This window comes from Pseudomonas sp. StFLB209, from assembly GCF_000829415.1.
Taxonomy (GTDB): Bacteria; Pseudomonadota; Gammaproteobacteria; order Pseudomonadales; family Pseudomonadaceae; genus Aquipseudomonas.
The window spans coordinates 5,346,169-5,360,366 of the sequence record NZ_AP014637.1; the positions used below are offsets into that span (position 1 = coordinate 5,346,169).

At 58.1% G+C, this 14,198-nt stretch carries 10 protein-coding genes; 3 read left to right on the forward strand and 7 right to left on the reverse strand.

Features of this window, described 5'->3' with window-relative positions:
* Positions 1-170: 170 nt before the first annotated feature.
* The 5 genes from PSCI_RS23795 to PSCI_RS23820 form a co-directional block, all read right to left on the reverse strand.
* Positions 171-3,365: a hypothetical protein gene (locus PSCI_RS23795; protein WP_045491785.1), complete on the reverse strand. Its 3,195-nt coding sequence runs from the start codon at positions 3,363-3,365 to the stop codon at positions 171-173.
* 10 nt (positions 3,366-3,375) lie between these two features.
* The gene (locus tag PSCI_RS23800; RefSeq protein ID WP_045491787.1) at positions 3,376-4,791 is read right to left on the reverse strand and encodes a hypothetical protein; all 1,416 of its coding nucleotides are present in this window, start codon (positions 4,789-4,791) and stop codon (positions 3,376-3,378) included.
* Between the two features lie 9 nt (positions 4,792-4,800).
* Positions 4,801-5,139: a WYL domain-containing protein gene (locus PSCI_RS23805; protein ID WP_084710099.1), complete on the reverse strand. Its 339-nt coding sequence runs from the start codon at positions 5,137-5,139 to the stop codon at positions 4,801-4,803.
* A protein-coding gene (locus PSCI_RS28835) for an IS3 family transposase (RefSeq protein WP_144403305.1) occupies positions 5,136-6,298 on the reverse strand; the annotation gives its coding sequence in 2 pieces (ribosomal slippage) (positions 5,136-6,043 and positions 6,043-6,298; 1,164 coding nt in all). The genes PSCI_RS23805 and PSCI_RS28835 overlap by 4 nt, the downstream gene beginning before the upstream one ends.
* Positions 6,267-7,115: a helix-turn-helix transcriptional regulator gene (locus PSCI_RS23820; RefSeq protein ID WP_084710268.1), complete on the reverse strand. Its 849-nt coding sequence runs from the start codon at positions 7,113-7,115 to the stop codon at positions 6,267-6,269. The genes PSCI_RS28835 and PSCI_RS23820 overlap by 32 nt, the downstream gene beginning before the upstream one ends.
* 600 nt (positions 7,116-7,715) lie before the next feature.
* On the opposite strand from PSCI_RS23820, the gene PSCI_RS28310 reads away from it, so the two are divergent.
* Complete coding sequence (locus PSCI_RS28310; RefSeq protein ID WP_144403321.1) at positions 7,716-8,090, forward strand: helix-turn-helix domain-containing protein; 375 nt, start codon at positions 7,716-7,718, stop codon at positions 8,088-8,090.
* A gap of 872 nt (positions 8,091-8,962) precedes the next feature.
* Here PSCI_RS28310 and PSCI_RS23835 read toward each other — a convergent pair.
* Complete coding sequence (locus tag PSCI_RS23835) at positions 8,963-10,168, reverse strand: MFS transporter (RefSeq protein WP_045491795.1); 1,206 nt, start codon at positions 10,166-10,168, stop codon at positions 8,963-8,965.
* A gap of 112 nt (positions 10,169-10,280) precedes the next feature.
* Here PSCI_RS23835 and PSCI_RS23840 point away from each other — a divergent pair, with 112 nt between their 5' ends.
* Together PSCI_RS23840 and PSCI_RS23845 are read left to right on the forward strand one after the other, a co-directional pair.
* Positions 10,281-10,901 carry a TetR/AcrR family transcriptional regulator gene (locus tag PSCI_RS23840; protein WP_045491798.1) on the forward strand — a complete coding sequence of 207 codons (621 nt, stop codon included), beginning with the start codon at positions 10,281-10,283 and terminating at the stop codon, positions 10,899-10,901.
* Positions 10,902-11,091: 190 nt separating this feature from the next.
* Positions 11,092-11,493, forward strand: a complete 402-nt coding sequence (locus PSCI_RS23845; protein ID WP_045491801.1) for a hypothetical protein — start codon at positions 11,092-11,094, stop codon at positions 11,491-11,493.
* A gap of 124 nt (positions 11,494-11,617) precedes the next feature.
* Here the strand turns inward: PSCI_RS23845 and PSCI_RS23850 are convergent, their stop codons facing one another.
* Positions 11,618-13,996: a TonB-dependent receptor plug domain-containing protein gene (locus PSCI_RS23850; RefSeq protein WP_045491803.1), complete on the reverse strand. Its 2,379-nt coding sequence runs from the start codon at positions 13,994-13,996 to the stop codon at positions 11,618-11,620.
* Between the last annotated feature and the right edge of the window lie 202 nt (positions 13,997-14,198).

Genomic DNA, 14,198 nt, shown 5'->3' on the forward strand with positions numbered 1-14,198 from the left:
TTCGATGGCAGCTGCTCAGGGCAGCAGTTTGCAGCACTCAGGGTCCATGTCTAATGATGTCGGTCACAGGCCCAGACGGACTTATGTGGCACTGGTGAGCGCCCCTACCGCTGGCGAACCGGCTGTTGCAAGCTTACGCCCGGCCTCACCCCAGAGGCGGGCCGGTTCCATCACTTGACCTGGCGGACGAAGGTGCCGACCCGCAGGTAGGTTTCGTGGGCGTCAGGCGCGTAGACGCACAGCGCGCCTTGGTCGTTGGCCGCGAAGTATTTCCAGCTCCCTTTCTCAAGCATGATTTCCTTAAACACCTGCCCGTCTTGGCTGACGTGGATGCGTTGGTGGTCGTTGCGCGACGGGAACAGGCTCAAGTCTTCGAGGTGGTAGCAGGTATCGACACTGAGTCCGTCTGACTGACGCTTCCAGTCGTAGCCCTTCTGCGAAGTCAGCAGATTGCCCCAGGAGAAGCACATCAGTGTGCCGTCCATTGCGGTGACGACCGGATCATGGAAGGTGAGGTCATCTTCAGGCCAGGTGCAATTGCGCCAGCCCTTGCCCTGTATGTAGTACATTACCGACGAACTGGTGTTGGTCTTCTTCTTCACCATGGTGTAGAAACCGCTGTACTTGCAGTACGCCAGCAGACACGATGTGCCCGGTATTGCGCGCAGATACTCCACTTCCTCACCCTCAGAGAGGCTCAGGCGACTCTCCCAGCGTTCCCAGACATCGCCCAGCTCCTTGGCGCAGAAGAAAGCGGGCTTTTCGTAGTTGGAGGTCTTGGTCGAGTCGAACAGGAAGCCTTTGTCGGTGTATTCGAACTCGGCGCGCTCGGTGAAACGCCACAGCCACTGGCCATTGAAAAAGACAAGGTCTTCGGTGGCGGAAAACGCGTAGTTGTCGCGCACGTCCGGGTACTGAGAACGTTCCCAGTTCAGTGCGTCACGGGAGTAGTAGAAGCCCTCGGAGCCCACCATCAGTATCCAGGTGCCGCCAATCACCTCAAGGCGGCGAATCCAGATGCGTTCATCGTCGATATTGGGTTTGACCGCCTGCCAGTTCTCGCCGTCTTCGCTCCGGTAGAATTGTTCGTCGTTGTCCACGATCAGCCAGACCTTGCCATCGGTCTTGATATGGCGAATCTCTTCTGGGTCGCAGGGCGGGTTCTGCATGTCATGCCAATCGATGGCAAACAAGTGTCGCTTACCGTCGTGCTCAAAGGTAACGGATTGCTTTTCCAAGGCCTCGCGCAATTTCTGCTGTTCCTGCTCTTCACGCTTGCGCACGCGGGCCAACACTACCGAGCTGTCGAAATCGCCCTTGCGGAAGTAGCCGAGCTGATCATCCGCATCGGAGCAGGCATCGGAGAATGCCGTGAGCGTCCGGTCGATCTGGCGCTCGCAGTCGTTCAGTTGGTGGTACCAGTCATCGTTCTCCGCCGCGTTGTCCAGGTCGTAGTCGGACCAGGATATCTCGTTCTCGAAATCGATACGCGGCAGGCCCCACTGGGAGATCACGCGGTTGGCGGAACTCAGTGCCGGGCTATTGGCGGCGATAAAGTCCTGTGCCTTGCGGCGCATGTCGTTAAGGCTGGACAGCACCGACTTGCGGCCGATGGTATAGGCTGCGCTACCGGCAGCCGTTGCCATTTTGCCAAGGAATCCTTCATCGAACGAACCCATGAAAGATGACCAGTCGGTGGCCTTATTGGTGGCGGTCATGAGGTCCATGGTCATGTTCGAGGCGTCCATGCTGGCGGCATAGAGCTGCTTCTCCGTGGAGATCCAGGACTGCTCGAAGCGCAACGCGCGATAGCGCACGACGTTCTTCCATCCTTGGGTCAGCATGGCTAGGCTTGCCGCCGCTTTCACCAGCAGCGCTTCGTCACCCTCATTGAGCAACGCCTGTACCTGCGGCAGGTTTTCTTTGAAGTTGCCTGGCTTGAGGGCGAGCAAAATCCGCAGCATACGCGGGTTCTCAACCTTCTTGCGGCACAAGGTCAGGAGGAAGAAGGCGTCGATGAGCCATGTGTAGGCCTTGTCATCGTCTTTGAGCAGCGCCTGCAACGCTGGCAGGTGCTCACGCTCCTTCAGCGGATTGTCGGCGATGCCGAGAATCTGCGACACCACCTCCGGGCAGCCACTGTGTTCGGCCAACTGGCTCAGAAATTCTTGGCCTGCGGCGTCCAGCGAGGCCGCATTATCGAAGCACAACGCGAACAGGCGCAGGTAAGTGTGGCTCGCTTCGTCGTCGGCTTTGTCGAGAAAGCTGTGGGCCTTGATGTCTGGCAGTTCAGAGGTCAGCGACAGGGTTTCGGGTTGTTCCTCATCCAGGGGCGTATCAGCGCTGACGTTGAAGCCGTTCTGTTCCTTGTAGATATCCAGCGCTACTAGGCTGCCGCCAATTACTTCGCCGATTAGATCACGAACACCATAGTTGGAGTAGAGCCCGCCAAACTCGTTGCCGAAGAAGCGTGAGATGATTTTCTCCCGAGCCGCGTCGCTGTTGCACAGCTCATCGTCGGTGAGGTCGATGATCTTTTCGTACTGTTCTGAGAGGAAGTACAGCGCGTTGAAGCCAAGTCCCGAGATGTTTTTCTGGATGAAGTGCGAGTCCAGCACGTGGCCTTCGTCGACAGCCAGCTCGATCATGCTACGGTAGCGATCGATGCCGAATACCTCGATCTGGTCGATCAGTTCGATGATGAACCCCAGCATCTCGACTTCGTCATCGCAGTTGACTCCGAGTTTTTCCAGGGTAACCACGAGATGATTGACATCGCGCTCGGTCAGTTCGATATCGCGATGGGCGCGCAGGAAGTCATAGGTCAGGTGCAGGATCAGCAGGTTGCCTGGAATGGATTTGAAGCGGCGCTTGTTGGCCTCGATGTTCAGTGACCAGTTGTGGAAACTGGCGCTGTTCTCGACGGTCTTCAACCGGCTGTTGATGCGGTCGATGGCGGTTTCCAGGAAGTCACGGGTCTCGATGATATAATCGTTCATCGTACCCAGGTTGTTGCGGATGACTGCGATGCCCTGCGCGTTGATCAGGTTCTGCTGTTGTAGCTGCTTGAGGTAGTGCCAAGCGTACTTCTGCATTTGCAGGGTGTCGGCTTGGTTCAGCAACTGGTTTTCGCTGGTCTTGCCGGTCAGGCTATTGGCGAAACGCTTGAAGAAGCCGGCGCCCGACTGTTTTTTCAATCGCTCCTGGCTACTGGTAATCAGCCGCGAGGCATCCAGAGCCAGTTGCTGGGTCAGGGCAGCATTGGCTTTGTGGCGGTTGACGAGTGTGGTCACAGCCTCAAGCTCGGGTCCCTGCAGCGGCTCATGGAAAATTTGCTCTTGCAGCGCTGTCGTTGTCTCGCTCATGGTTCCGGCCTTAAAGATTGTTGATCTTGTTGCTGAGTCGTTTGCTTTGCGCTTCCAGAGTCTTGACCTGAGCGGCGAAGTGCTTCTCCGACAGATACAGGCCCTTGTGGAAGTCACCATAGAATTGTTGCGAAACCTGCAGGTATTCCAGGGCTTCATGAACGACGACGCCGTTGCTGAGCACGCGTTCCGTGGCGACCAAGGTCAGCTGGAAGCTCTTCTCGATGTGATTGTCCAGGGCAATGTTCATCGCCAGCGTCGTGATCAGGCCACCGACGATGCTGCCCACCAGCGCACCCGCAGGACCGCCCAAGGCGCCAATCGCTGCGCCCACCGAAGCACCGCTCACGCCCGCGCCGGTCAGCAGCAACCCCTTGCCGGTGCGGGTTTCAAGTTCTTCGCCGGTGATCTTGCCGGCGGCGAACAACACTAGGTTCTGCACCACGTCCACCGCGCAGACGGCCGCCCCGGCAATACCGCCATTGGCGAAGGTGCGCTTGAACACTGAGCCGGCGAACAGACCAGGCATCGAGCGGGCTGCGATACTGACACTCGCGGAGGCCACACCAGCCTTTAGTGCGCTGTCGCCGGCGGCGATGGTCGTGTTTTGTAGGATCAGCACGGTGGCCCGTTCGGCAGTTATCTCGCCATCCCTGACCTGACGGATGTACTGGAAGGTATTGATACTGCCGGCGATGACAGTAGTTACGACGGCCGCCGACCCTGCCGCGCGCATGCTTTGCTGAAAAGTCGCCTTGTTCAGGTAGCCCGTCTGCATGCTCTCATGCAGCTCTTTGCCGGAGGCCGATCCCGATCCGACGTGCTCAGCATCGCGCTTGCTCAACTCTGTGGACTGCCCCCCCTCGGCGTCGAGGCGGCCAGCGCCCTTGTCATGCACTTTCTCCGCGGCCCGGGCGACCTCGGGGCGGGAGTCCCGGTTTTTCAGCATGTCCTTGTGAGCAGACAGCTTGATGCCTTCAATCTGGTCGGACGGACCGAGGAACACATCGGCGTTCTCGTAACGGTGAACCCCGTCCTTGCTTGAACGAAACGCCTTCTGAGTGGCATCGGCGTTCTTGAAGTATTTCAGCTGTGCGCCCTGCAGTTGGGTATCGCCTTTCATGATGACGATGTCGTGAATCATGTCGTTCTTCGCCAACGGCGTTTTGGCAAAGTTATCGGTAAAGGCTCGCACATCCTTATCCTTGAGGATGGCGTCCAAGTTGAACGACTCAGCGTGCCAGGTCTCCGCCGCGAAACCGCCCTTAATCGCTTTGTTCTGGGCGGTGGAAGCGATCTTGGCCATGATGTCATTGGCCTGGATGATCTCGCCGACCATACGGCCGATCTTTTCCGAGGTTTGGGTGGGCCAGATCGGGCAAAGGCTAACCGAATGACTGATAAGTTTGTTTTCCTGCTTATCCATGAGAGAGCCTCAGACGTTGTGCTGAACGACGGCAGTGCCGACGCTGGAATGGGTAGAGGCGGCAACGACAAGCGCATCCTCGTTCAGATAGAACTGCTGCATTGATTTAAGGCGCTGACGTATCTCGTCGACCCAAACTTGGGGTGCATGGACACGAATGTTCTCGTTGAGGCCGAAGATCCACCACAGGGTCTCGCGGTCCAGCGGGACCCTGGCACACAAGCGTTTCCAAGTCTGGCTGGGGAGATCATCGATGGATTGCTCGTGACTGAGTGGCGTCTCACTTAGTAACTCGGCAACTTGGGGATGGATGTCCGCGACCAACTCAACGCACTCTGTAGTGGTCAACTGATCCCGGACACGACGTTAAGTTTTTTCTCGGCCTGAGCCGGAGCCAGCCCACCGTTGAACTGATGCGGTCGAATCCAGTTGTAGCGATGCGTCAGGTAATGGCTGATGTCTCGGTGTGCCTCTTGTACCGTCATGTAGCCCACGGTCGGTATCCACTCAGTTTTCAAGCTGCGAAACATACGTTCCATCGGCGCATTATCCCAGCAGTTTCCACGACGACTCATGCTCTGGCGCATGCGGTAACGCCAAAGCCGTTGGCGGAACGCTCGGCTGCCATATTGCGAGCCCTGATCCGAGTGGAATAGCAGTCCTTGAGGCCTGCCACGCTGCTCGTAAGCCATATCCAACGCCTTGATCACCAAGTCCGCGTCGGGTTTGCTCGACAGTGCCCAGCCTACAACTCGGCGTGCGTAGAGATCCAGCGCGACAGCCAGGTAATGCCATTTCCCTTGAGCCCAGATGTAGGTGATATCGCCACACCAGACCTGGTTGGGAGCCGGAACTTCAAACTCTCGATTCAAGATGTTCGGAATATCCGGCCGCTCAACCGTCGCTTGTTTGTAGGCATGTGATCCCGGTTGTTTGCTGACCAACGCCAGTTCCCGCATCAGGCCACGCATCTTGAACCGCCCGATTTGCTCGCCATCTTCCTGCATCATCGACACGATGCTGCGGCTGCCGGCAGCGCTTCGACTCTGCGTAAACAGTTCGTTGACTCGACTGCGTAACCGAAGTCGCTCAACGTCCGGAGTTCGACGTCGGATGCGATAGGCGTAGTAACACGAACGCGTGACATCAAAGATTGCGCAAAGCCAATCGACCGGCTCTTGGGAGCTCAGTTGATCAATCAGCGCATGCGCTCGTGTTCTTCCGACATCAAGAGCGCGGTAGCCTTTTTTAAAATGGATTTCTCCCGCTCAAGACGAGCGATCCGAGCTTCCAGCTCTTGGATTTTCTGCTGCTCGGGCGTCAGGGCTTTGCTCTGGGGCGTGACGCCATTGCGCTCTTGCTGAAGCTGGTTGACCCAGCGACGCAGCGCGGATTCGACAACCCCAAGTGAACGGCTGGCTTCGATATGGCTATAGCCTTGATCGAGCACGAGGCCTGCGGCCTCGCGTTTGAATTCAGCGGAAAAGGTACGGCGTTGTTTGGTCATCAGACACCTCTATCTGGCGAGCATTCTCGCCTAAATGGGTGTCCGGTTTCATTAGACCACTACACTCATCGCCTTGGCGTTGGCTGAAGCGTCCTCCGGCGATGTAGTCGTCGATGTTGAAGTCGGATTGCTCCTTGGCCTCGGCCTCCAGCATGCGGATCGACTGGATCCGATGCAGGGCAAACTGGCGCAAGTCGTCATAACCGTCCACCGATGCCAGCAGATAACTAATGGAATGCCGAGAGACGAGTCCGACCGGGTGCAGAACCATTTGCTTTACACCACCTTTGCTGCGGCTGCGATAGGCGACTTCGATCTGTCGACATTCTAACAGGCTCCCCGAAACAGCTCGCCAGACCTCTAGAGCGATCTCCGCTGGAAGAAGAGTCTTGCCGTTGGGTATCGCACGGACGCGACGCGCCCAATCTGCCAAGCCGTTGTTGCCCACATCACCGAGGAAATTCCGAGCTCGGCGAAACTGCGGGTTGAGCTGGTCGAGAACAGTTTGTGGTAGCAGTGTTGCCAAATGGCTTCCGGACAGGCATAGGGCGAGCGCGGTCGGCGCGTCCATGTCCTCCAGCCTCAGCGGTGCGTTTCGCGTGAAGCTCCAGCGGAAGGGTGATTCACTCTCGTCGCAAAGCAACGAGAACGGCAGGGAGAGCCGGTTAAGGTCCCGCTGGATAGAGCGCAGCGTGACGGAAAAACCTTTGTCATGCAGCTTCTCCAGCAGTGTGGTGCTGGCTATACGCTGCGGCTCGGTAGGAATTAGGCGCAGCAGGGCGAACAGCCTGAGCAGCGTATCCTTCGCTTGGGACATGGAGACTACCTTGTTGTGCATCAGTCGCTGAAGCCAGATTGGCCACGATGCTAATAAAAATGATGGCGCAGTGCTACCTCTCTAGCGTCGCACATGACTAAAGTCAGATGGGCACGTAACCCGTTCGGTGGCCTTCGGGCGCGTGGGCTTCCTTGTAACGCTTCAAATCTTGATATTCGCGGTATAGCTCACAGGCCTTCTTCAGCACTACTAAACAACCGATGGCGGCAAGTAGGTTCTTCATAACAGTGGGTTCCTAGTGTTTTTTCATCTTGTTATGTGGGGGCGACAAATCGTGTCGTCGCGGAGAGGTATCCAAGGTCATCGCCGACTCTCGCTGACAAACAGCTCGGCCGCGTTGAGGAGGCACTGATGGATGGCACTACGGTCAGCCGGACTATTCAGGTTACCGAATCGATCGACTCGGGAGAGGAAGAACTGTAATCACGGTACATAAAACGTGATGACCATTGACCACGCTCGTACAGAGCGTTGCTGAGGACCGAGAGCGGCGAAAGCGAAACCCAAACCATCTTACCCTTGAAATTAAGGGCAACCTAAAATACACTTATCTATTACCAATCACCCTAGGTGCTTCCCATGCTTCCTTCGCCCACTTCTCCCGACTTTCCTGCTGCCCTGAAAGCTCGGCGCGAACTTCTTGGATTGAGCCGCGCCGAGCTGGCCCGAAAAGCCAATATTCATGGCGTGATGCCCCGTCGCTATGAAGAATTTGACTGCGGGGAATTTGCGACCCCCCGTGCCGACACATGGAAAAAGCTGAACGAGATTCTTTATCCCGAACTCACCTTGAGTGCCGGGGTACAGCAGGAGCCGTCCGAGTCAACGACCAACTCCAAAACGTCAAGTGCCCCCTCTGGTGTCAGCGGTTTGAGCATCGCAGAGGCCAAAGCTGGCTTGGCAATCACCTTTGGGGTGGACATCGAACGTATCGAGATCATCATTCGCGGCTAAAGTACTGCACTCGTCAACATACAATTACAACTCAAGGGCAACTTATGAATATCCAGATCACCGAGTGGGATGAGGTTTCGCGAATCCTCAAGCAAAACGTCGCGATAATTCCACTGGGGCAGGAGTTCACGGCTCGGCAGATTATCGGGGAACCAGCCTGGGCACCGTTGCAACGTAAGACGCGTCATGACTTTGGCCGACACGTTCGGCGGAATCTTGAGCAGTACGGGTTGGTGTTCGCACGCATGGCCGGACGAGTACTAGTATACAAAAAGTCCCCTGCATGAACTTGGTTTGGGGGTATCTACGAAACTAGGGGCACTTCAGTCAGTGGTTGTGCTTCGTCGATTTTGAAGTGGGCGGGAGGCTATGGATCGACTGGCGCCAAGTGCAAGGTCATGCACCCACAGACCGAGTATTTAGGGTCGCCTAGGCCCATTTTCGACGGGCAGCAATTGGCCGATTGTGTTGAAAAAGTCGACCAGGCCTGAGTACCCATGCATTGAGCGGTGAGAATGCCTTTTTTGCACGCTACTACGTCAAATCTGAGCCCTGAACCTTCTGCGCAGAACACAGATTTCAATCTCAGACGCATACTTTTCTGCCATGGAAACCGAAGCCGACTTTTTCAACAGAATCGACCGATTGCTGCCCTCGGCTAGAGACCGCTATAGCTCGACTCCCACCACTCAAGACCACACAGTGTAATAGCCAAGGCGAATGCAAATAGGTGGGCAGATGCCGTGCCGTTAACCACCTTCTGAGGGCCCCATTAAGATCGCCCGGTGGGCCGTGACATGCAGTGGCATGGCACAGCCCGGCGAACACCTGACCCGTTTTTTTCTGGCCTCAGCGCGTCCATGAATGTCCCATCAATGCGCAATGATCACCTGACCGGCCTGCCGGTGCCCCTTCGCAAACCCATGCACACTCGCCCGCCATGCAATGACCAGGCTCAGCAGTAACAACACCACCAAAACCCACGCAAAAGAACTGACGCCCCATTGACCGAGCAGCACGCCGCCGAGTAGCCCGGCAGCGGCGATCGCGCTGTTCCAGACCACCACGTTCATGGACAGCGCGACATCAGCGCCCTCACCTGCCGAGTCGGCCAGCGCAGTCTGCAACAGGGTGGCGGCGCCGCCAAAGGTCAGGCCCCAGATGAACGCGCCGACGTAAATCGCCAGCGCCGACGCTGAAAACAGGCCGAACAGAACCGCAACCGCTGCGAAGGTCGCCAGGCTGGCCAGCACAGCCTTTCGCAGGTGACGGTCAACCAGCTGCCCGGTGATCCAGATGCCTGCCAGCGCCGCAACACCAAATGCCAGCAAGACCAGATCGACGTCATTGGCCAGCCCGGCGTTGGCAACAAACGGCGCGACATAGGTATAAAGAATGTTGTGTGCCAGCATCCAGGTGAACACCACAGCCAGCACCGAACGCACACCGGGCGTGAGGAAAACCTGACGCAGTGCCATACGCTGCGAGGCCGCCTGGCCAGGGTAGTCAGGTACTTTGACCAGCACCCAGACGATGAGCAGCAGGGTCATTGCGGACATCAGCCCGAACGCCATACGCCAGCCCATGAGCCCACCCAGCCAGGTGCCCAGCGGCACGCCCAGTGACAAGGCGACAGGTGCGCCCAGCATCGCCACCGCCAGCGCACGGCCCTGCAAGTGTGGAGCAACCATGCGCCGTGCATAACCGGCAATCAGGCTCCAGGCCAGACCTGCCGAGACTCCCGCAAAAAACCTCGCCACCAGGGTCAGCCAGTAGCTGGACGACAACGCCGTGACCGTGTTGAACAGCAGAAAGCCGACCACCGTCAGCAACAACACCGTTCTGCGCCGCCAGCCTTGCGTGGCGATGGTCAGCGGAATGGCCGCCAGTAATGAACCCAGCGCATAAACCGTCACCATCTGCCCTGCAAGCGATGCCGAGATATCCAGGCCTTGGCTGATCTCAGGCAGCAAGCCGGCAGGCAACGTCTCGGTCACGATGCAGATAAAACCGGCCATCGCCAGTGCCAATAACGCCCCAAGCGGCAGCTTCTCGCTGTGTTTCTCATCGGTAACCATCTAACACCTCAATTTATGTACTGATCGATACAGATGTTAGGCGTGATCCGGCCGGGTGGTCAACGACTTATGTATCGACTAGTATTTAAATCATTCTGCATGAGGATTTGACATGGCACAGATGGGTCGGCCACGCACGTTTGATCGTGACCTGGCAATCACTCAGGCGCTGCACCTGTTTTGGGAGCATGGCTATGAAGCGACCTCGCTCAGCCAACTCAAGGCCGGGATGGGCGGCGGTATCAGCGCGCCGAGTTTTTACGCCGCGTTTGGCTCGAAACAGGCGCTGTTCAATGAAGTGGTCGAGCGCTATCTCGACACCCACGGCCGGGTCACCGACAGCCTGTTCGATACAACCCTGCCGCCCCGAGAAGCCATTGAAACCGCCCTGCGCCGTTCAGCGAAAATGCAATGCGAGCCCGACCACCCCAAGGGGTGCCTGGTGTCGTTAGGGCTGATGAGTGCGTGTTCAGAAGAGAGCAAGGCCATCGCCGAACCGCTGATGCGCACCCGAATCCTCAACCGTACCGCCATGGCTGCATGCGTCGAACGCGCTGTCGCGGCAGGTGAATTGCCCGCAACGGTGATCCCCGAAACGCTTGCTGCTGCCTTTGACAGCTTTCTGCTTGGCTTGTCGACCCTGGCACGCGATGGCGTGGCGCATGAAACGCTGGATGCTGCGGTGACGCAGATGATGGGAATGTGGGACGGTTTGCGCGCTGCCGCGCATTGAATGCAAGCGGGTAGGAGCTGCTTCAGCAGCGAAGGCTCAATACTGTACTTAGGTATATAAATCGATAGCCTGCATTTTTATTAATGAAACCGAATCAGGCTGCCGATATCGAGTGGCGACGACGGGAAAGGACATCCGCGAGGTGATTTACGCTTGACCGGGTCCGCGAATTACCTACAGGGAGTTTTTTATGAAATACCGATCTCGCCTGCACAGTGTGCTGGCCGTCGCCGGGTTTGTGACTGCACTGCTGCCTGCGACGGGGAGCGCCTTCATGGGCTCGGCTCTGGCGATCGTCATGTTGCCTTCAATAATTTCTAGCCTTCTGCTTCCCATGGCAATTGTTATCAACCTCTGGGCCCTGGTATCCGGCTGGCGGCTGTTTCTTTTTTTCGTATCAGGGAAAAACGAACCAGGACCGGGCTGCTGGATCGGGCTGGTGATCTTTTGTGTTTCCGTAACGAGTTTCAGCATTTACACGAAATGGCCGAAATTTGAACTGCCTTGGCTGACCCTTGCGGTGGTCCTGCATTGGCTGTGGCTGTATTGGAAGGATTTCAGGCTGGACTGGCGGCGGGCAGTCACTCATTAAAGGGTGGGCATGCCCCCCGACCAAGGGATCCGGTAGAAGCTCGCTCGCGAAGACGCCGGGGCCGACAAATCCTCTGACGTGCCTGACAGGCCGTCTGCACGAACGAGTTCCTGGGCGTTGCGCCTTACCAGCTATACGCCACCTGCGCATAGTAGAACGCACCGCTGTAGCCATAAGGCGAGTAGGTGCTGTACGCCAGGTTGCCGCCGCTGTTGGCGAAGCTGTTGAGCTTCTCCGGGTATTGGTCGGTGACGTTGTCGCCGCCCACGGTGAAGGTCCAGTTGTTCCAGTTGTAGTCCACCGACAGGTCCAGCAGCCAGGCGGCGCTGAAGGTCTGGTCGTTGACCGGGTCGGCCTGGTAGCTGGTGAACTCACCGTAGCGCACCAGGTTGGAATGCAGCGCCCAGTTGCCGAAGGTGAAGTCGTTGCCGAAGCTCAGCTTGTGCTTGGGCGTGGTGTCACCCAGCAGGCCGATGCGCTCGCGGCGGTCGACGCGCACCAGATCGACGCCCAACTGGCTGAGCACGCCAGGGTTGGCTTTGACGTCGGTGACTTTGGTGTGGCTGTAGTTGTAGCCCAGGGTGCTGTTCCAGCGCACGCCGTTGTCGAAGCGGTAGCGATAGTTGGCGACCAGATCGACGCCGTCGGTGCTGGTGTCGGTGGCGTTGGTGAAGTAGCGCACCGAGGTGTAGTTGATGTCCCCTACCCCGTTGGCCCGCAGGTAGTTGGCCGCAGCGTTGTTGAGCACCAGGTTGGACGACAGCGAGATCCGGTCCTTGATGTCGATGCGGTACACATCGGCGGTCACGGTCAGGTTGTCCAGCGGTTCGAGCACCAGACCCAGGCTGTAGTTACGCGACTTTTCCGCTTCAAGGTCTTCAGCACCCAGCAGTTGCGCCACGCGGCTGCTGGCCGGGAAGGTGCCGGCTTCCTGGATGCTGTTGCCGATCAGTTGCGACGAGGTGAAGGCAAAGTTCTGCTGGGCCAGCGACGGTGCACGGAAGCCGGTGGAGACGCTGCCGCGCAACGCGACCTGCGGGGTGAAGTCGTAACGGGCCGATATCGCCCCGCTGACGTTGGAGCCGAAGTCACTGTAGTCCTCATGGCGCACCGCCGCCGAAGCGCTGAGTTTGTCGGTGAAGTTGGTTTCCAGGTCCAGGTACTGGGCGAAGTTATGCCGAGAGGTGCTACCGGCGTCCGAAGCGCGGAAGCCTGCCAGCCCCGAGCTGCCGCTCTGGAAGTACGATTCAGCCTGGCCGGCAGCAATCTGATAACCCTGGCGCAGGTATTCAGTACCGAACGCCACCGACACCGGGTTGGGCAGCCAGGACGCGCTGAACTCGCGAGACAGATCGAGGCTGAGCTGCTTCTGGTCGTTGGTCAGGGTGCCGTTATAGAACGAACGCGGCGTGGCCAGGCCGAGCGAGGTGTTGATGGTCTTGGTGCGGATTTCGTAGCTGTTTTTGCCGTAGTTGGCCGACAGGTCGTAGTGCCAGTCGTAAGCCAGTTCGCCACGCAGACCGGCCACCAGGGTGGTGTCTTCCAGGGTGCCGCGAATCAGAGGCAGGTAGCCGTTGGGGAAAATTGCCGGGTTGTTGTTCGACGCGTTGCTGGCCCGGTAGAAGGCAGCAGTTTCGCCACGACGCTTGCTGTAACCGCCGAAGCTGTAGAACTCGGCCGCATCGTTGAAGCTGTACTCGCTGTTGAACTGGATCTTGCCCTCTTCACTGGCCGGCTCACCCTGACGGAATACATGCTGGCCGTAGGTGGTCGAGCCGATGCTCGCGGCGCGGAAATCATCACCGGCGCGGTCGGTGTAGTCGTTGTTGGCGCCTTCGGCGGACAGGTTGATAAAGCCATTTTCACCCAGCGCAAAACCGGTATTGCCGGCCACCTGGCGCTGGATGCCATCGCCTTTTTTGTACTGGCCGAAGCGGGTCGAAACCGTACCGCCGTTGTCCGCGCTTTTCAGAATGACGTTGATCACCCCGGCAATCGCATCGGAGCCATAACGCGCCGAAGCCCCGTCACGCAGCACTTCGATACGCTCGATGGCCGACAGCGGGATGGCGTTCAGATCCGCCGGTGCCGAACCGCGCCCCACCGCGCCGCCCAGGTTAATGAACGCCGACGTGTGGCGGCGCTTGCCGTTGACCAGCACCAACACCTGGTCCGGCGACAGCCCGCGCAACTGCGCCGGGCGGGTCAGCTCGGCGCCGTCCACCAGGCTGGGGCGTGGAAAGTTGATCGATGGAATCAGCTTGGCCAACACCGCGCCCAATTCGGCGGAGCCGGTGCTGCGCAGGGCATCGCCGCTGATCACATCAATCGGTGACAGCGACGCGCTGGCGGTGCGCTCCTGAGCGCGGGTACCGGTGACGATCACCGTGCTCAGGGTCGAAGACTCCTGCGCCGCTTCCTCTGCCCCCGCAAAGGTGCTGACGCCCAACAGATTGGCCGAAACGATTGCCGTGGCCAACAAATGACGCTTGAAACTCCTCATACCGCTCCCCTTGAATCCCTTTACCGAGGCAGGCAGCCCCAGCCGTGACGAGCGATCCGTGCGGCGGACGGTGGCGATCATCTGGTCATTATGATTTGAATAACGGTGGCCCGATGACATATATCCTAACGCGATTTAAATGTGGTTTTTAAATACGATTTAGAAATATGCAAGTGCAATTGGGTTTGGATTCACAGGCCGC